The organism is Asaia sp. As-1742 (assembly GCF_011753235.1).
GTDB lineage: Bacteria > Pseudomonadota > Alphaproteobacteria > Acetobacterales > Acetobacteraceae > Asaia > Asaia bogorensis_B.
Genome location: NZ_VWWA01000019.1, coordinates 1 through 17,250 on the forward strand (window position 1 = coordinate 1; position 17,250 = coordinate 17,250).

General features: G+C 58.5%; 14 protein-coding genes and 1 pseudogene. 6 read left to right on the forward strand and 9 right to left on the reverse strand.

Annotated elements, in window-relative coordinates; translation table 11 throughout:
• Positions 1 to 127 (forward strand): annotated as a pseudogene (locus F3J08_RS15550) (IS481 family transposase); the annotation flags it as partial.
• Here F3J08_RS15550 and F3J08_RS15555 read toward each other — a convergent pair.
• Positions 124 to 1,212 (reverse strand): LLM class flavin-dependent oxidoreductase, encoded by a 1,089-nt coding sequence (locus tag F3J08_RS15555; RefSeq protein ID WP_166931356.1) that lies wholly within the window; start codon positions 1,210 to 1,212, stop codon positions 124 to 126. The pseudogene F3J08_RS15550 and the gene F3J08_RS15555 overlap by 4 nt on opposite strands.
• A gap of 126 nt (positions 1,213 to 1,338) precedes the next feature.
• Positions 1,339 to 3,765 (reverse strand): TonB-dependent receptor, encoded by a 2,427-nt coding sequence (locus F3J08_RS15560; protein ID WP_166931358.1) that lies wholly within the window; start codon positions 3,763 to 3,765, stop codon positions 1,339 to 1,341.
• A gap of 187 nt (positions 3,766 to 3,952) precedes the next feature.
• On the opposite strand from F3J08_RS15560, the gene F3J08_RS15565 reads away from it, so the two are divergent.
• Entirely contained in the window at positions 3,953 to 5,092 is a 1,140-nt protein-coding gene (locus F3J08_RS15565; RefSeq protein ID WP_166931361.1) for an acyl-CoA dehydrogenase family protein, read from the forward strand.
• Positions 5,089 to 6,051 (forward strand): ABC transporter substrate-binding protein, encoded by a 963-nt coding sequence (locus tag F3J08_RS15570; RefSeq protein ID WP_166931363.1) that lies wholly within the window; start codon positions 5,089 to 5,091, stop codon positions 6,049 to 6,051. Before F3J08_RS15565 ends, F3J08_RS15570 begins: the two co-directional genes overlap by 4 nt.
• A gap of 83 nt (positions 6,052 to 6,134) precedes the next feature.
• Here the strand turns inward: F3J08_RS15570 and F3J08_RS15575 are convergent, their stop codons facing one another.
• From F3J08_RS15575 to F3J08_RS15595, 5 genes are read right to left on the reverse strand one after another with little or no spacing between them, the layout of a single operon-like run.
• Positions 6,135 to 7,724 carry a rhodanese-like domain-containing protein gene (locus F3J08_RS15575; protein WP_166931366.1) on the reverse strand — a complete coding sequence of 530 codons (1,590 nt, stop codon included), beginning with the start codon at positions 7,722 to 7,724 and terminating at the stop codon, positions 6,135 to 6,137.
• Positions 7,721 to 8,302, reverse strand: coding sequence for a cysteine dioxygenase (locus tag F3J08_RS15580; RefSeq protein WP_166931369.1), 582 nt, complete (start codon positions 8,300 to 8,302; stop codon positions 7,721 to 7,723). Before F3J08_RS15580 ends, F3J08_RS15575 begins: the two co-directional genes overlap by 4 nt.
• Before the next feature lie 8 nt (positions 8,303 to 8,310).
• Entirely contained in the window at positions 8,311 to 9,108 is a 798-nt protein-coding gene (locus F3J08_RS15585) for a class II aldolase/adducin family protein (protein WP_166931372.1), read from the reverse strand.
• A 13-nt stretch (positions 9,109 to 9,121) separates the two neighbouring features.
• Positions 9,122 to 10,138, reverse strand: coding sequence for an NAD(P)-dependent oxidoreductase (locus F3J08_RS15590; protein ID WP_166931375.1), 1,017 nt, complete (start codon positions 10,136 to 10,138; stop codon positions 9,122 to 9,124).
• Between the two features lies 1 nt (position 10,139).
• Complete coding sequence (locus F3J08_RS15595; RefSeq protein ID WP_166931378.1) at positions 10,140 to 11,243, reverse strand: LLM class flavin-dependent oxidoreductase; 1,104 nt, start codon at positions 11,241 to 11,243, stop codon at positions 10,140 to 10,142.
• Between the two features lie 116 nt (positions 11,244 to 11,359).
• Between F3J08_RS15595 and F3J08_RS15600 the strand changes: the two genes are divergently transcribed.
• Positions 11,360 to 12,268, forward strand: a complete 909-nt coding sequence (locus tag F3J08_RS15600) for a LysR substrate-binding domain-containing protein (RefSeq protein ID WP_166931380.1) — start codon at positions 11,360 to 11,362, stop codon at positions 12,266 to 12,268.
• A gap of 109 nt (positions 12,269 to 12,377) precedes the next feature.
• The gene (locus F3J08_RS15605; RefSeq protein WP_166931383.1) at positions 12,378 to 13,082 is read left to right on the forward strand and encodes a peroxiredoxin-like family protein; all 705 of its coding nucleotides are present in this window, start codon (positions 12,378 to 12,380) and stop codon (positions 13,080 to 13,082) included.
• A 596-nt stretch (positions 13,083 to 13,678) separates the two neighbouring features.
• Here F3J08_RS15605 and F3J08_RS15610 read toward each other — a convergent pair.
• The gene (locus tag F3J08_RS15610) at positions 13,679 to 15,055 is read right to left on the reverse strand and encodes a transposase (protein WP_166931404.1); all 1,377 of its coding nucleotides are present in this window, start codon (positions 15,053 to 15,055) and stop codon (positions 13,679 to 13,681) included.
• Between the two features lie 365 nt (positions 15,056 to 15,420).
• Here F3J08_RS15610 and F3J08_RS15615 point away from each other — a divergent pair, with 365 nt between their 5' ends.
• Positions 15,421 to 16,317, forward strand: coding sequence for an Abi family protein (locus F3J08_RS15615; protein WP_240149402.1), 897 nt, complete (start codon positions 15,421 to 15,423; stop codon positions 16,315 to 16,317).
• Positions 16,318 to 16,509: 192 nt separating this feature from the next.
• Here F3J08_RS15615 and F3J08_RS15620 read toward each other — a convergent pair whose 3' ends face one another.
• The gene (locus F3J08_RS15620) at positions 16,510 to 16,728 is read right to left on the reverse strand and encodes a hypothetical protein (RefSeq protein ID WP_166931389.1); all 219 of its coding nucleotides are present in this window, start codon (positions 16,726 to 16,728) and stop codon (positions 16,510 to 16,512) included.
• Positions 16,729 to 17,250 lie beyond the last annotated feature (522 nt).

A 17,250-nucleotide genomic window follows, 5' to 3' on the forward strand; every position in this document is an offset into this window, starting at 1 on the left:
TTTCGCACGTCGACTGAAGACGCTCCGGGGCCTCACGCCATACGAATTCGTTTGCCAGCAATGGCAGCACGAGCCATCAAGATTCACGCAAAACCCGCACCATCAAAACCCGGGACCAAACATCTAGCTGGCTTGCACCGATTGCAGCGCGTCATAGGCCGCGATCTTTTCCCGCACGATCGGAAGAAGCTCACGCCCATAAAGCTCAGCATCGCCAAGGGGGTCAAAGCCGCGGATGAGGAAATGATCGACGCCCAGACGATAATATTCGAGCATGGATTCAGCTACTTGCTCAGGCGTGCCGACCAGCCCGGTGGAATTGCCAGCCGCCCCCGTCAATTGGGCAACGCCGGTCCAGAGCCTCTCATCCTGACGCAGAGCAGAAGCCGTTTCCAGCAGACGGCGTGAGCCATCATTGGGCGGCGCATGATCGCGGATCGGCAAGCCCTGGCGAATGCGGGCTTCGCGCACGCGCTCAACGATCGACGCGGCCTTGCGCCAGGCTTCCTCCTCTGTGGCGGCAATGACCGGTCTGAGCGACAGCGAAAACCCCGGCGAGCGTCCATAACGGGCAGCCGAGGCCCGGACTCGGGTAATCGTCTCCCGGGTGGCAGACAATGTTTCTCCCCAAGTTGCGTAGACATCGGCATGACGCCCCGCCACTTCGATGGCTTCCGGGGACGTTCCACCGAAAAATACGGGTAAATGCTCTGGCTTTATGGCGCTCTGCGCCTTGCGTATCCGGTAAAAACGTCCGTCATGATTGAAGGGCGCGTCAGCCTGCCATTCCTGACGAAGAACATCGAGATATTCATCACTGCGCGCATAACGTTCGGCTTTGGTCGTGCCGACATCGCCGTCACGGGCCATTTCCTCATCCGCGCCACCGGTGATGATATGAACGGCTACGCGCCCGTTGGAGAGTTGGTCAAGTGTCGCGAGCTGCCGCGCCGCCAGTGTAGGCTGCGTGAAGCCGGGGCGATGAGCCACGAGAAAACCAAGCCTTGTGGTAAGGGCGGCGCCATAAGCCGCCACGATCTGGCTCTCCGGCGTGTTGGAACCGAACGGGATGAGAACCCGATCAAATCCCCCTTCTTCCTGCACACGCAGGGCACTACGCACGTAATCGAGGTCGAGGGCACGGTTACGCGTGCCCTGATCAACCTCCGAACTGTTGTTGAACCCGATATATCCGATGAATTTGACCGACATGGATCCTGACTCCGCAAAAGGATGCGACGTCATCCGAGCGCCAATTCAACATCAGGACAAACGAGTTAGGGTGTTAAGCTACTTCAGTTTTTCCAATGAATGCAGGTTTTGACGCGTGATCCCTCATCAAAGACGAAATTCGACGGAACCGTAAATCGTGCGCGGATCGTTGAAAGCCGCCGCATAATAAACCGGCACGCCTCCCCCCTGCACGAAGCTGAGGGTCTGAGGATAGCGATGGTCCAGCAGATTGCGGCCATTGACTGTCACCGTCCATCGGTGGTTGGCGCTCGTCCAGGCAGCAATTGCGTTGACATAGGTCTGGGCTGGCAGGCGTGTCTGGGCGTTGGTCAACGCATCGGTGAAGAGGCTCGATTGATAGGCAATATCTGCCCCGACCCGCCAGGCACCGGGCAGGCGAGGCACCGCGAAGCTGTAACTCGTGCCTGCATGCATCTGAAAACGGGGCGAATAGGGCAGCGGGCCACCCGCGCGCGGCGTGCCGTTGAGCGTCTGCCCATTAGCCAGTCGTGTCTGGCTGAAAGTACCGGCGAAGCTGTCGAGCTGGGCAAACAGCCAGGATGCCGTGCCGTTAATCTCCCAGCCTTTCGTGACCTGCGCCGTTGTCTCGAACTCGGCGCCGACAGAGTGACCCTTGCCCGCATTGTAGCGTCTCGTCAGGCCTGAGGCAGGGTCGAGTGTGGTCACCTGAATGTTCTGAAAATCGTTGTAGAAGATATCGGCATTCGCGGTCAGGATACCGGGTATCGGTCTCGTCTTCGCACCGATTTCATAGGTGGTCAGGATTTCCGGTTTATAGGGCAACAGGGCCTGCAATCTGCCGAGTGCGGTGGGCGTCTGCGCTCGATAGTCGAAGCCGCCGGATTTGCTCCCCTGTGAAATAGAGACGTAGGGCATGAGCCGCGATGTCGCCTGCCAGGTCAGCGCCCCCTTCGGCAGTAGCTGCGTCCAGCTGCGGGTCACACCGGCGCTCCAGGCCTGCTGGCCCGGTGTCGCGGAATAGAGTGTCTGCAGATTATTGGCGACGCCTTGGGTATAGGGAGACGCTGCAACGAGATAGGAAAGCTGCTCGGAATTCGAGTGATTCTCCCAGTTGAAGCGCAGCCCGGCCGTGGCCGTCAGCGTCGGGGTGATGCGATAATGCGCCTCACCGTAAACCGCCCAGTTGCGGGTAAGCTGATCGATCACGGCATAAACCGGCTGATATCGTATCAGCGCCGGATTATTGGTCTGTGTCCCTGCGGCGTTATTGGCCCGACGTTGCGTAAACCAGTCTTCGTAAAAGAAAAATGCGCCTGTGGTGAAGGAAAAGCGGCCATAATCGCCCTTGAGATGCACATCCTGCGAGTAGGCGCGGTCACGATAGGACAGAAGCTGCGAAGCACGGATATAGGTGTCACCGAAATTATCGTAATCTCCCTTCATGTCATAGCCGCGTATGCCGGTGGTGCCATGCAGCGTCAGATGGGAGTCGAGGATGTAATTGATGTTCCCTGTAAATCCGGCCTCGTTGTAATTGTTTTTCGGATAGATGCGCGAATACAGGCCATAGCGATAGGGGTTCAGCAGATTGCCATAACCGCGATTGGTGCTGTTATCGATCGTGCCATCGAAAGTCAGGGTGATATCGAGCCGTTCGCTAGGCGTAAATCGTAGCTTGCCACGCCCCTGGCTGTAATCAATATTATTCTCACCACGATTGAGCGTGTAGTTATGGTCGATGCTGCCACGACCATGATGGTTCAGCGCGATACTGGCATAAATCTTGTCTTTGAGCAGAGCACGGCTGGCAGCCACGCTCAGGCGATATTCATTATAAGAACCATAACCCGCAAGCGCCGAAACATGGGTGCGGTTGGTCGGCACTTCCGTCGTGATACGCACGGCGCCCCCTTCGGCCTGATGGCCTTCGGTGAAACCAACCGGACCACGGCTGATGGCAATAGCCTCGATATCAAGCAATTCCTGCATTGTGCCGAGTGTGCGTGGCAGATAGACGCCGTCGATATAGGTCCCGACCGATGGCTCACCCTGAGGGTCCAGTTCTCCGATACCGCGAATGAAGTAATTCGTGGCCGAATAACCGACTGAGGCACGCGGCTGGTAGAGATTGGGGGTCAGATTGCTGATCTGGCGCATATCGGTCACGCCCAGCGCGCGAAGCCTGTCACCTGTCAGCACGGAAATGGATTGCGCCGTCTTCTGCGCCTGATTGACCAGATGATCGGCACGCGACGGCGCGCTTACAACCAGCGTTTCACTTCCCGCAGGAAGGTGACTTCCCTGTTGCCGGGGTTTTACCGCAGCGGGTTTTCTGAGCGCTGTATCCGCCTTCCTGCGGGTCTGGTGCTTGTCATTGAGTGACAGCAGGCCAGCCTGACTGCCGGACTGGGTTCGCGTCGCTCCGTGAGCCGTGGCCGCAAGGCTGCAGACAAGTGCCGCAGAAGTGCTCGTGCAGAGCAGCAGACGAAACAGGGCTGTCTGTCCTATCCGCGCAGAAGCAGGGGCGACGTGTCGTGCAGGCGGGGTCATCGAGGCTCTCCGAAATGATAGGCCTCGTATTTATTGTGCAACGATTGTATATTTCAACAAACAACAACATTCAATAGTGAAATATGATCCATGACCGTTCCTCATTTTGTTTCCCGGGGAGCGGTGCATAAAAAAGACCCGATACAGAGGCCCGGTCCAGAAATAAGGCCCAGAGGAAGTAATACAGATGACGGTTTCCGCCCCCCTGCTCGAGACACTCGCATCGGCTTTCGCCCGTCGCGCAGCCACTCATGATCAGTCGGCAGAAATCTGCACTACCAATCTGGCCGATCTGCGCGAGGCAGGGCTCCTAGCCCTGACGGTTCGGCCCGAATTTGGCGGAAAAGGCGCAGGGTTGCGTGATGTGACGCGTGTTATCTCGGCCATCGCGAAAGGAGACCCGTCAACGGCTCTGATTCTCTCGATGCAATATCTGCAACATGCCGGTGCCGCATCGGCGCAATGGCCTGAGAACACCCTTCGGCTGATTTCTGAAGAAGCAGTCAGAACGGGAGCGCTTGTCAACGCATTGCGTGTCGAGCCAGCGCTCGGAACTCCGGCACGAGGCGGCCTTCCGGCCACGGTTCTGCGACGCCAGAATGGGTCTTGGGTGCTTACGGGCAGCAAGATCTATTCGACCGGATCAACCGCGCTGCGTTGGGGGATCGTCTGGGCTGCCACCGACGAGGCCCATCCCCGGGTCGGCCATGTGCTGGTGCCCCTCGACCAGGATGGCGTCTCGATTGAGCCGAGCTGGAACCATCTCGGCATGCGCGCTACCGGCAGCCATACGATCTCCTTCGCGACTGTATCGGTGCCTGATGATCACCTGCTTGATCTGCGCGCGCCTGATGCCTGGAAAGGCCATGGGGACGATCTGGCCGCATGGCACGGCGTGGTGATTGCCGCCCTTTATGATGGGGTGGCGAGAGCCGCAGTCGAGTGGTTCCACGGTTTTCTGGACAATCGCATACCAGCCAATCTTGGTCAGAGCCTCGCCACACTGCCGCGCTTTCATGAAATCGCGGGCGAAATCGAGGCCCTTCTGCTCAGTAACGAGGCCCTCATTGCCCATCAGATCACCCGTCAGGAGCGGCGCGAGGCGACTGCCACAGAGGCCAATCTCACCAAGCATATCGTGACTGAAAATGCGATCAGGGCGGTGGAGCGCTGCGTCGCTGCAATCGGCAATCCCGCCCTCACGAGGGATAACCCGCTCGAGCGCCATTACCGCAATGTTTTGTGTGCCCGTATTCATACACCACAGGCCGATATCGCTCTTTCCGCCGCCGGTCGCGCGGCCCTGCAACAGGACAGACCCGTATGAAACTCTCCAGGAGAGCCTTGCTGGCCAGCATCCCCGCCGCGACATTTCTTCCACCGCGCAGCTTTGCCGATGATCTGTCTCAGGTCACGCTGCGCGTAGCGACGTTTCGTGGCGCCGATCAAACCCTGCTGCGGACCACGGGGCTTGATGACTTCCCATACAGGGTCGTTTTCAGCGAGTTCAACTCCGGCAATCTGATCGCCCGCGCCATCGATGCCGATGCAATCGATCTCGGTGCGTGGAGTGAGATCCCGATGGTGTTTGCGGCGTCGAGCGGCGCGCGTGTCGCAGTGGCTGCAACACTTGAAGGGCCAACCACGAACCAGGCAGTTCTGGTCCCGACCCGATCACCGCTCAAGAACTTCAGCGATCTGCGGGGCAAGCGCGTAGGCTATATCCGCTCGACCACCACGCAGTATTTTCTGCTCAAAATGCTCGCACAGCATAATATGACGCTGGCCGATATCACCCCCGTCACGCTTGGCATGAGTGAGGGTCTGACGGCGTTGAAATCCGGCAGTCTCGACGCCTGGGCGACCTATGGCTATGCAATCGAAATCCTCGAGGCGGATAACAGCGCCCGTATCCTTGAGAGTGCAGAGGATATCCTGTCTGGCCATTACTTCATCGGCATCAATCCGCAGCGCCTCGGCGATACAGGATTCAAGACCGCCTCGGCCGATTACGTCAACCGCCTTGGCAAGGCGTATTCGCAGCTCAATGCCGACAAACCTCGCTGGGCACGCGCCGTCGCACCAGACGTGCATGTGCCCGAACCGCTTGTCCTCTCCTATCTTAATCACATGAACCGCGCCTATCACACGCGACCATGGAAGCCATCTGATATCGCCACAGCGTCGGAGGTCGCCCGAACCCTCGGTGGCGCTGGCGCCCTGCCCCCCAACCCGAACCTTGCCTCGGTATTCACGCCGGCCTTGAGCGCCCTCCTGAACGGGTGACCCGCCCTCAGGCTGACAACACAAAAACGCCACTCCGACTGAATCGGGCTGGCGTCAGTCCGTCTCGGTCTATCGCGACCGGGTCAGATCGGACCCAGCACGCGAAAATTATGCGTCCCATCGCGCTCAAGCTGCGCGATAAGACCGAACTCCCAGTCTAGATAGGCCTGCATCGCTGCAGCGCCGTTATCTGTTCCCTCATAGGGGCGTTTATAAACATCGTCGGTTGAAGTCAGGGCGCGTGCCTCATCAAGTCCCGCCTCAAGGGTAAACCCCTCGGCACGCCAGGCTTCCGTACCGCCCTGCAACACACGCACATCGATGCCGAGCGCAGCGAGTTCCGGTGCGGCGAGCGCGGCCAGACGACCATCAGGAGAGGTCAGGACAATTTTCCTGATTTCCCGTGCCTTGAGCTGCGTTGCAAGCTCCGCCCGTGTCGCGAACACCGCGCCCGGGATATGCCCTTTCCGATAGACCGGGGTCGTCGCCAGATCGACGAGAAGAGGCTTTTCAGCCTCACTGGCATAGGATCGCGGCGACACGGCGCGGATACTGGGAGACAAACCGTCTGGCCAGACATCCTGGGCACCGGCCCTGGTCTCCTGCTCGAGATCTCCCCACTCGGCCAGCACATAGACCTCGTTCCATCCGAGTTGACGCAGCCAGTGTCCGGCCATGCGCGCCCTTACGCCGTCATCATCGCTCAACACGATCGTGCCGTGACGCACGGCAATCCACTCATCCGTCGCCTGTATCAGCTGACCACCCGGCGCGGAGGCAAAGCCCTGAAGATGCCCCGCCCCATATTCCTCCAGCAAACGCACATCGAGACGATAAAGCGTGCGCGTTCTGTCCGCCTGCAACGCAAGAAATTCTGCTGGCGTGAGCGTTCTGACACCGGTCGCATCAGCCAGTTCTTCAGCCCGCTTCCGGGCCAGAGCCACATGATCTGCGCTTGCCGGGGCGCCCGCTTCATGCTGGCCGCGCGCAACGTCGAACCCGGCGAGAGTCCAGCCGATCGTTCCATTACGCAAGGCATAAACGGGGTTCGGCAGGGCCGCATTGACGAGCGATTGCGCGCCTATGATAGACCGTGTGCGCCCGGCACAATTGACCACGATGGTGGTATCAGGAGACGGCGCATTATCACGTGCCCTGTACGCGAGATCTCCACCCGGAACGCTGCGTCCGCCGGGAATGGACATGACTTCATATTCGCTGAAACGCCGCGCATCGAGAATTACGATATTCTCGCCCTCTGCGATGCGCTTCTCCAGCTCTTCTGCAGGAAGTGAGGGCGTCTGACGTTCATGCTCAACAAGCTCGCCAAAAGCCTTGGATGGCACGTTCACGTCAATGAAGATCTCGCCGCCACTCTCACGCCAGCCAGCGAGGCCGCCTTCAAGCGACGCAACATTGCCATAGCCCAGCGCCGCAAGAAGCGGCAGAGCCCGGGCGACATAGCCTTCTCCGTCATCATAGACCACGATCGGCGCATCACCCCTCGGTACGAGGCGTTTGATTTCAAGATCGAGCCTGCTGAGTGGTATGCTGACCGCAAAAAGCGGATGAGCGCTTGAAAACGGCCCCTCTTCGCGCAGATCGATCAGCGCGATTTCGCGCCCCTCGCGCAAGGATGCCCGCACAAGCTCGGACGATATGGTTCTGGTCATTTCGTAAGATCCCACAGATTGGGCACAACATTGGACGAGTAGCCGGAGATGAAGATTCTTTCCTGCCCGGTTTCGATGTCATAGGTGGCGCGCGCGACAGCGCCGATATTGGCCCCGTAGACATGGATGGAGAGCGAGGTCTCATCGGTAAGCGCATTCGAGACCCGATGATAATCGCGCTCACCAGGGCGCAGGAGTCCGACATGGCCGGGCTCGAGGATCTCTTCCCCTTCACGCTCGAAACCTGCTTCAGTACGAGAGTAGCTTTCCTCTCGCTCGCGCCCACGCAGAATGCCGATCAGCCCCCAGACGCGATGGTCGTGCAGCGGCGTCGTCTGCCCCGGCCCCCAGACGAAACTTACCACCGAGAAACGCCCGTAAGGATCGGCGTGTAGCAGATACTGGCTATAGCGTTCAGGGTCAGGACGAGCGAACTGCTCCGGTAACCAGCGATCATGCGCAATCAGAGCGCGCAGGAGCACGGCACCCTGGTCCAGAATACGTTCCTGACCCTCATCGCGATCAATGAGGGCCGTGAACGCTTCCACAAATTCCCGCAAAGGGGTGATGCTCGTCATTGAAGGGCTCAATCCAGAAGTTCGGGCTCTACGGCGGTAATCCAGTCCCAGAGAGGCTGGAAAGAATAATATCCACCCTGATGTGTACCGACCTGGCTCGCGGTCAGACGGGCGATATTGGGAGCGATAGGTCGCGTTTCCCCCGCCGCCTGAGCGAGCAGTTGTGTCTGGGCGGCATTATCCATGGCGAGAAACCACCATGCGGCTGCTTCAACAGTCGGTCCGACAGTCAAAAGGCCGTGGTTCTGCAAAATGAGCGCCTTTCGCTGGCCAAGAGTACGCGCCAGACGATCGCCCTCATCATCATTCAGAACGACGCCTGAAAAAGGGTCGAAAACCGCGTGATCTTCATAAAAGGCGCAGGCATCCTGTGTCAGTGGGGCAATTTCGATCCCGAGGGTGGAAAATGCCTTGCCATAGGTCGAGTGTGTATGCGCGGCAGCGATCACATCAGGCCGTTCGCGATGAATGGCCGAGTGAATGGTAAATCCCGCCTGATTGATCGGTTTGTCTCCGATCAGGATATTCCCTTCATGATCGACCAGTTGAAGGTCCGAAACCTTGATCTGCGAGAAATGAACCGCAAGCGGATTAATCCAGAACCGATCTGGAAACTCAGGATCGCGCGCCGTCACATGCCCGGCCAGCCCCTGATCGAAACCATATCGGCCAAATAGCCGAAACGTCGCTGCAAGCCGTTGCTTGCGGTGCAGCCGCTCCTCCTCAAAGCTCTGAGGCTCAGGGCGAGGCCTGAGACGGATAACGCGGGCAGGTGCTGTCTTTTCGGGAGCAAGAACACTCATCATCAGGACTTTCAGATTAGACGCGTAACGGATCTGCGATTTTCGACGGGCTCTCGATACGGTTCACGAGAGGCTCGCCGACGAGAAAATTTCGGATATTTCCGGTAATCAGGGCTGCGAGCCGTGCACGCCCCTGCCCTCCGGACCAGGCAATATGCGGTGTCAGACGGATAGAGGGATGGCTGTAGAAAGCATGTCCGGCCGGGAGTGGCTCTGGCTCGGTCACATCCAGTGTTGCCAGACGCACGATCCCGCTCGAGAGCGCCTCGATAAGGGCTTCTTGATCGATCAGCCCCCCTCTGGCGACATTGATCAGATGGAGGGCAGGCTTCGCGCGGGACAAGGCGCGCCGGTCAACGCAATGCCGCGTTTCGTCATCGAGCGGCAGGGCCAGCACCACGATGTCGCTAGCAGCAAGCAGATCAGGCAGACTGTCCACCGAGGCGATACCGGGCAATTCAGCCTGACGTGACTTTCGGCAGACACGCAATTCCACTCCGAAGGCTTCCGCACGCCTTGCGACAGCACCCCCTATGGCGCCGAACCCGGCCAGCCCCAATACCTTCCCATCCAGCGTACCGAGCGGTTTGAGTGCATCCGCAGACGCGTAGTCTTCGGGTCCATGGGCCTGGCGCGAAGGCAGATTTTTCACGTCATCAAGGATTGCTGCCAGAACATAATCGGCAATCGCTTCGGCCGTCACACCACGACCCGTCGTGACTTCTGGAACATCGAAAAGCCAGGCGGGAAAGCCGTCGACCCCTGATGAGGCAATCTGGACCCATTCGAGATTGAATGGCCATCCTTCGGGTGGCGTGGCGGGCGCCTGACGCCATGCAGCTGACGGGCCTGTCACGAGAATGGTCGCATCACCCACCTGCCAGGGCGCTTCCTCCCGAGACGCCGAACGGAACACTGCCCGGGGAAGGAGGCCGACGGCGTCGGTCAGATCGAGGCCGATCTGGTTGAGAACCAGTATCGGCCTCGCCTCAAGTGACCCTCCTGGCGAAACACGTTCCAGAACCTGGCTCATCTCACGCGGCCTTGCTGGCGGAAATCTGTGCCGCCTGGGCCTCTTCACGGGCAATCAACGCCTTGACCCGCGGTATGAGATCGCTGCCGTAAGAAAGCGCATCGGGCAAGGGATCAAAGCCGCGTATCAGAAACGTGGAAATGCCCAGACGGTGGTAATCGAGCAGCGCATCAGCCACCTGATCTGGTGTGCCCACAAGCGAGGTGGAATTCCCTTTCGCCCCCGTCAGGGCCGCGATGCCAGTCCACAGGCGCTTGTCGGCGCGATGGCTGTCGCCTGCCGCCGCCAGAAGACGGCGCGAACCTTCTGCATGAATATGATCCTCCCTGCCGAAGCCTGTTCTGCTCAGCAGAGCCTGCGCTCTCGCCAGAATACCCTCGGCCTTGGCCCAGGCGCCGTCTTCGGTATCGGCAAGTATGGGCCTGAGAGAGAGCGAAAACCGGGGGGAGCGGCCATAGGGAGCCGCCGCTGCCCTGACCTTGGCAACGGTCTCGGCAACCTGGGCATAGCTTTCTCCCCAAAGTGCATAGACGTCAGCGTGCTTCCCCGCCACTTCTATGGCCTCAGGAGAAGAGCCGCCGAAATAGACCGGTATTCCGGCGGCGTTTCGGGGCCTTATCTGTGAGCGGCCGCCGGCAACACGATAAAAGCGGCCGTCATAATCGAACGGCTCTTCCGAGCCCCATTCGAGACGTATGATGTCGAGATATTCCTGGGTACGCGCGTAGCGTTCCGATTTTGTTGTAAAATCGCCATCTGCCTGAAATTCGATATCGCTTGCCCCGGTAATGATATGGGGGGCGACACGCCCGTTTGAGAGATGGTCGAGCGTCGCGAACTGACGCGCCGCAAGAGTGGGAGCAATAAAGCCTGGCCTGTGGGCGATCAGCAGGCCAAGCTTCGGCGCAATAGCCTGGGCATGGGCCGCTACCGTGAAGCTGTCGGGCGAGTCCGAATGCAGCGCGAAAAGCGCACGATCAAAACCAGCGCTTTCGTGGATCTTGGCTGCGGTCTCGACATAAAGCGGGTCGAAACTTGCGCCGGTGAGCGTGATGGTTTCCGACGCGTTGCGATTGCCGACAAAGCCTATGAACTCGACAGCCATCCTGCTTCTCCCATTTACCGAATCTGTGTCGTGGTAATCCTATTTCACATTGAGTTTTCCGATCATTCAACGCAATAATATTAAATAGACAGTTTTATATCGTTAAACGAGGTTCGATGTTAGAAGCGCCCGCCCCCGCCCCACAGCGTCAGCCAAGACGCATGGCAACCAACATGCCGACAGAACTCGTCCGGTCCTTCGTGGCGATCGTCGATGCAGGCTCTATGGCACAGGCGACGGAAGCGATTTTTCTGACCCAATCAGCGCTCAGCCTCCAGATGAAACGTCTGGAAGACCTGCTGCAGCAAAAACTCTTCCGTCGTGATGGCCGGGCGCTCACACTGACAGCCGCTGGAGAGGATCTTCTGGTGAGGGCGCGACAGTTTCTGGCCTTGAACGACCAGATCGTTCAATCGATGGGTCAGGGCTTCGACCCTGAGCCGATCCATCTCGGCATGACCCAGGACTACGCGGATACCATCCTTCCTGGGGCTCTCGCGCGGTTCCACCATGCTCATCCGCGAGCCCGGCTGCGTCTGCATGTTGGGGGCACCATGGATCTGCTCGATCTGTACGACCGCAGCAAGCTCGATATCGTGCTCGGTTTCGGTCGCCATGCTGAACGTGGTGATGCGGAACTTGTCGAGGTCGCCCAGACCCGCATGATATGGCTAGGCAATCAGATACATGCAGATTCCGGCGAAGTGCCTCTGGTCCTGCTCGAACCGCCCTGCCAGTTTCGTAACGCTGTTCTCACCACGTTGCAGAATGCAGGCCGTGAGCACCGCATCCTGCTCGAGACGCCCCATCTTCCCGGCCTCAGGGCGGCCCTGAAGAGTGGGCTCGGTGCCAGCGCTCGGACAACCGGCTATGCCGCGGCTGCGGGGTTGCCAGTCATGGCCTCCGGTAGCCTGCCCAGTCTGCCCGACCTTCCGACAATACTGTTCAAACGGCGAGGTATCTCGGAGGCAGCCGATGACCTTGCTGAATTGCTGGTGCAGGAAACCCGGGACAACCAGGAATGAAGCTCGCATGAGAAACGTCAAACTAGAGGTTGAGCGAAACTCTGTTGGGATTTTACGAAGCTTCCGACACCATAGGGGAAAATTCCAGACATTTTAGGAGCATGACCTCATGGGCGATTTCCCCACAGCCCTCGACGCAACAGACCATAAGACCCCTTCTCTGTCAGAGCGGTTCGAGGCCCTTGAGCGCGAGCGGGAACAATCCTGGCCCGCGGAGGCTCTGACGATCAATCGTGACCAGCGCTCCCTTCTTGTGCGCGAACATGATTTGTCAAAAGGGGCTGGCGTCGGGGATCGGTTTCCTGATGCCATACTTACGAGACTGGACGGCACGCTACTGCAGTATCCTTCAGCAGATAGCGAGCCATCAGTTCTCATCTTCTTTCGTTTCGCCGGATGCCCGGCCTGCAATATCGCGTTGCCATTCTACCGTGATCACCTATTTCCAGAACTCAAACGCCGCAATATTGAGCTGCTTGCGATATCCCCTCAACCGATACATCTGCTCCGGGACATCAGTGACAAGCATCATCTGCCATTCACGGTTGCCTCAGATGAAGGATTGTCCCTCGCGAGGAGACTCGGGATCACCTATCGCTATGACGAACCTTCCCGAAGGTCTGCGGTCGAAAAAGGGATTGATCCCCTGACCCTGAACGGGACCGTCGCCTGGGACCTCCCTAAACCTGCGGTGTATGTGGTGGATCATGAGAAAACGATCATTTTCCGCGACGTTTCACCTGACTGGATGGAACGAACCGAAATCGCACCTATTCTAAAGGCCGTAGCAAACTTTACTCAATATTACGATTGAGCGTTTTTCATATAAGATTGTCGCCCTTAGCAACAAAGGTAGCGATCCGTGACAAGGCGACGTGGTCGTCGCAATCATGCGCGATCCGCCGTCGGTGGGCCATCAAATCATAAGACTTATCGACCACACACCGCTCCGGTAGCACCTTCAAACCCGTCGCTCCGTCGCGGCAGAGGGTAACGTCGACATTGTTGATACATAAAAAGAGTTTGGAAGCACCGCTCTAGGTTATTCCTATGGCATATGGGGGCATGATGCTGCGTATGCACTCTGAGTTGTAGATATCCCGGAACCAAACCACGCCGGTTTTGGCGGTGATGTCAGCTTTCCATGCCATTTCGGTGTGGTTCTTATTGTATTGACCTACTTCAGATAGATTCTATTATCGGAAGTAGGTGTGTTGCGCGTGAAACGGCAGTTGATGGGCCAGGAAGCCCGCCTCAGAGGCGCAATTTCGATGCGGCGCAGATCGTCTGTCTGCCGGTACGGCCGCGCTCAATGAAGGATGTCAGCTTTCGCCTAGATTGTGTTGAAAAACCCTCGCCGTGGTTGGCGATGAGGATGGCCCTGAGACCAGGCTGATCGGGCTCTTTACGTCACCCGGCGACCATCGCCACCCGTGGCGGGACGAGCTTGGCCATCTTGCGGAGGTTCTGGGCGGTTGCGGCGAGGAGGAACTCGTCATGAGCGCCGTTTGGGCCACGTAATCGCAGGCGGCCCAGTTTCAGGATCCGTTTGAGATGGGCGAACAGCATCTCGACCTTCTTTCGCTGTCGACGTGCCGTGACATAGGCGTCCGTCAACGCGAGGTCGCGGGCCAGATCCCGGGCTCCTTCATGGATCGAGCGCATGATTTTGCGGGCTGGCGTATTCGGCGTGCAGCGCTGTCGAAATTCGCAGCCGTCGCAATCGTGCTTGCTGGCGCGGTAACGGATGAACCCATCCTGATCAACCTGTGAGCGAGGCTCCGCGGACGTGCGTTGCGACGGACGCAGTTCCTTGCTGGCCGGGCAGATATACCGGTCATGCTCGTGGTCAAACCTGAAATCAGACCGGGCGAACGTCCCATCGGTGCGGGCGGATTTGTCGAACACCGGGATATGTGGCTCAATGCCGCGCTCGTCGACCAGCCACGCCAGGTTCGGCGCATCCCCATAGGCGGGATCGGCTGCCAGGCGTGCGGGCCAGATGCCAAACCTGTCTTGCACCCTCTCGATCATGCGTCGCTGGGCAGTGATTTCGGCCTGGCGTACGGCGGTCGTCGCCTCGACGTCCATGATAACGGCATGGTCCAGATCGATCAGGTAGTTCGTGCTGTAGGCGAAGAACGCTCGTTCCGGCGTGGCGGCTGTAAAGCGGGCGGCCGGATCCGTCGGCGCCAGCTTCTTCGGCACGACAGGCGTTGAGCCGCCGAAGGCTGCGTCGTCCAGCGTTTCAAGATATTCCCGCACCGCGCGGCCAGCGACATCGGGCGGTAGTCCCTCGTCTCCAGGGACGGCCCGCTGCCGGTCGACATCGGCCCGGATCAGGCTGGCGTCGACACCGAAGCTCTTGCCGCCGACCAGTTTCTCGGCGATACAGCGCCGGACAGTGGTCTCGAAAACCTGCCGAAGCAGGTCGCTCTCCCGGAAACGGCCATGCCGGTTCTTGGAAAACGTCGAGTGATCCGGCACTGCACCGTCCAGACCAAGACGGCAGAACCAGCGATAGGCGAGGTTCAGGTGAACCTCCTCGCACAGGCGACGCTCGGAGCGGATGCCTATACAGTAGCCGATAATCAGCATGCGGATCAGAAGTTCCGGGTCGATCGAGGGCCGCCCGGTGTCGCTGTAGAATGGCTGCAGGTGTTTGCGAACTGCCGCCAGATCCACAAAGCAGTCAATCAGCCGCAGCATGTGGCGCTCGGGAACATGCTGCTCGAGGCTGAACTCGTAGAACAGTGCCTCCTGCATCCCCGTCCGCTCGCCCATCATCCGCATCGCCCTCCAACCTGTTACGATACTGAATCAGCAGGCAGCAATTACCGCAAGGTGGAGTTTTTCAACATAATCGCCTACTTTTCGGACATCGGAGAGTAGCTTCACGTTCTCCCAAAGCGGAAGTGGCGCACGGCAGATTTCAGATGCTCTCGGGGAGGTTCGGTTGAGCCTAGACTGCGCATGTCAACGCCTCTTGAAATTTTTGACCTTAAAGTATATATTGAAAACAACATGGCCGTCCCCGCTGTTGCCTCTGGCATCAAGGGACGGCCTTCTTCATATTGGGGCTGATGCTAACGCCCTACACCAAACCTCACTTAAATTTCGCGGATCAGCTTACGCTCTTGATGAATCGCGGCTTGGTCGTTACCGACCAGCCGAAGGCAATCGAACACTTGCAGCGGATTGGCTATGGTCGCTTGGCGCCATATTGGCAACCATTTCAAAAAATTGCTTTTGATTCTAGTGACCCGGGCCAGAAGCGGCGGCTGGATGCGTTTCAAGGTGGCGCTGAGTTTCGCCATGCGGTCGATCTATACGTGTTCGACAAAAAACTACGTCTTATCTTCCTCGATGCTCTGGAAAGGATCGAGGTCGCATTGAGAGTGGATCTCGCGCACGCACTTGGTCGGCGCAATCCATGGGCTCATCGCGATAGTGTCTATCTGGACTCCAACCGCGCCGATATGGTGCCTCACCATAGCCAACAGACCCGCCACCAACACTGGCTGGCTCACGCCGATCGCACACTTGGGCGTGCCAGAGACGATTGGTACCGCGAGTTCACTGCAACGTACAGCTCGCCGGTACCGATCTGGATGGCGGTTGAAGCTTGGGATTTCGGCACGTTATCCAAATTGCTTGAGATGTCACATCTCAGTGACCGATTTGCCATAGCATCAAGGTATGGACTGTTGCCCGACACGCTAGTGAGCTGGGTCAAGGCTCTTACCTTCGTGCGTAATATCTGTGCGCATCATGGTCGTCTGTGGAACACGGGAATTGTCAACCAGCCCAAGGTGCCCAAGACTACTGAAGCGCCCGGGGTCGCTCATATACGGTCAGCCTTCGTCCAGCGCAGCAAAATCTATGGTTCTGCCGCAGCAGCGAGTCACCTAGTGAAGAGAATCAACCCGCATACGTCTTGGAGCACCCGGATGAAAAATCACTGGCTCCATTTTCCCGAAATGCCCTTCGCTAGCGCGTCTCATGGGGGGTTTTTACCAAAATGGGATATTGAGACGATCTGGACCTGAGGATCGCTAATTAACGACGGTTTCCGGCTGGACATAGCAGTGTCAGTTCCTTCTCATCTGCTTTCGCCGCATCTCGGACGTCAATGTGCGGTTCGACCTCTCCCAAGAGCTGACGTGCTAAGAGGGTGCAGATTGGTGTCCGCGGATCCCGGAGCGGTTCATTCATCGCAAAAGCCGTTTGTATGTTTCAGGTCAGTTGAAAGCGCCGCTTAGATCTTCGTAAGTCGTGCGCTCGGCAACCAATCCGGCTTCGCTGGCGGTGACCTCGCGCTCGAGGACGCGCTTTTTGTCGAAGCGGATGCGCACCTGGGTTGCTGCTGCCGCGTCGCCGCAGTTCAGGGTTAGGACGAACTGGGTCCAACCATAGGCCGAGACGCTCGCCGTGTTGACGTCGCTCAGCGAGGCAACCACGGATCTAGGGATGTATACAGTCGCAGGCCCGACCGTGAGCGATAGTTTTTCGATCGGGGAGCAAGTCGTGCGGCCGCCGGAGCAGAGATGGACCGAGTGGCTCGGCGTGATGGCGGTTACCAGCGTTGCTGTTACTTTCGTGCCGGCTAAGGTTGTCTCAAGGGTGATCGTGCCGGTTGCGGGGATTTCTGTCGGTGTTGGGGTCCGGGACTCCGCGCGGACAGGGCTGTCCCCAAGGAACACGAGGAGGGCGCAGGCGAGCAAAGCCAGGAGGCGTTTGCGCAATAGCGGGCAGAGTGGGGGCATTGTCGTCTCCGATGGTGCCACAAATCAAGGTTTTAACGGGAAGAGAACGTGCAGGCAGGAGCGTAGGGTAAGCGCTTATGGCTTTTCCATTAGAATGCAATTCACAAAGCGGCTCCGAAATTCAATTCCTTGTTCTGTGGTGAATTCGTTTGACTGAAGCGAGGGGCTGGTCGGCGTCTTTGACCCCGTAATACGGTTTCGGGTCCTCTTTGTGCC

Coding starts and splice junctions, on each gene's coding strand:
- F3J08_RS15565 (WP_166931361.1), top strand. CDS start 3,953: ATGACGGTTTCCGCCCCCCTGCTCGAGACACTCGCATCGGCTTTCGCC.
- F3J08_RS15600 (WP_166931380.1), top strand. CDS start 11,360: ATGTTAGAAGCGCCCGCCCCCGCCCCACAGCGTCAGCCAAGACGCATG.
- F3J08_RS15575 (WP_166931366.1), bottom strand. CDS start 7,724: ATGACCAGAACCATATCGTCCGAGCTTGTGCGGGCATCCTTGCGCGAG.
- F3J08_RS15555 (WP_166931356.1), bottom strand. CDS start 1,212: ATGTCGGTCAAATTCATCGGATATATCGGGTTCAACAACAGTTCGGAG.
- F3J08_RS15610 (WP_166931404.1), bottom strand. CDS start 15,055: ATGATGGGCGAGCGGACGGGGATGCAGGAGGCACTGTTCTACGAGTTC.
- F3J08_RS15570 (WP_166931363.1), top strand. CDS start 5,089: ATGAAACTCTCCAGGAGAGCCTTGCTGGCCAGCATCCCCGCCGCGACA.
- F3J08_RS15605 (WP_166931383.1), top strand. CDS start 12,378: ATGGGCGATTTCCCCACAGCCCTCGACGCAACAGACCATAAGACCCCT.
- F3J08_RS15595 (WP_166931378.1), bottom strand. CDS start 11,243: ATGGCTGTCGAGTTCATAGGCTTTGTCGGCAATCGCAACGCGTCGGAA.
- F3J08_RS15585 (WP_166931372.1), bottom strand. CDS start 9,108: ATGATGAGTGTTCTTGCTCCCGAAAAGACAGCACCTGCCCGCGTTATC.
- F3J08_RS15590 (WP_166931375.1), bottom strand. CDS start 10,138: ATGAGCCAGGTTCTGGAACGTGTTTCGCCAGGAGGGTCACTTGAGGCG.
- F3J08_RS15580 (WP_166931369.1), bottom strand. CDS start 8,302: ATGACGAGCATCACCCCTTTGCGGGAATTTGTGGAAGCGTTCACGGCC.
- F3J08_RS15560 (WP_166931358.1), bottom strand. CDS start 3,765: ATGACCCCGCCTGCACGACACGTCGCCCCTGCTTCTGCGCGGATAGGA.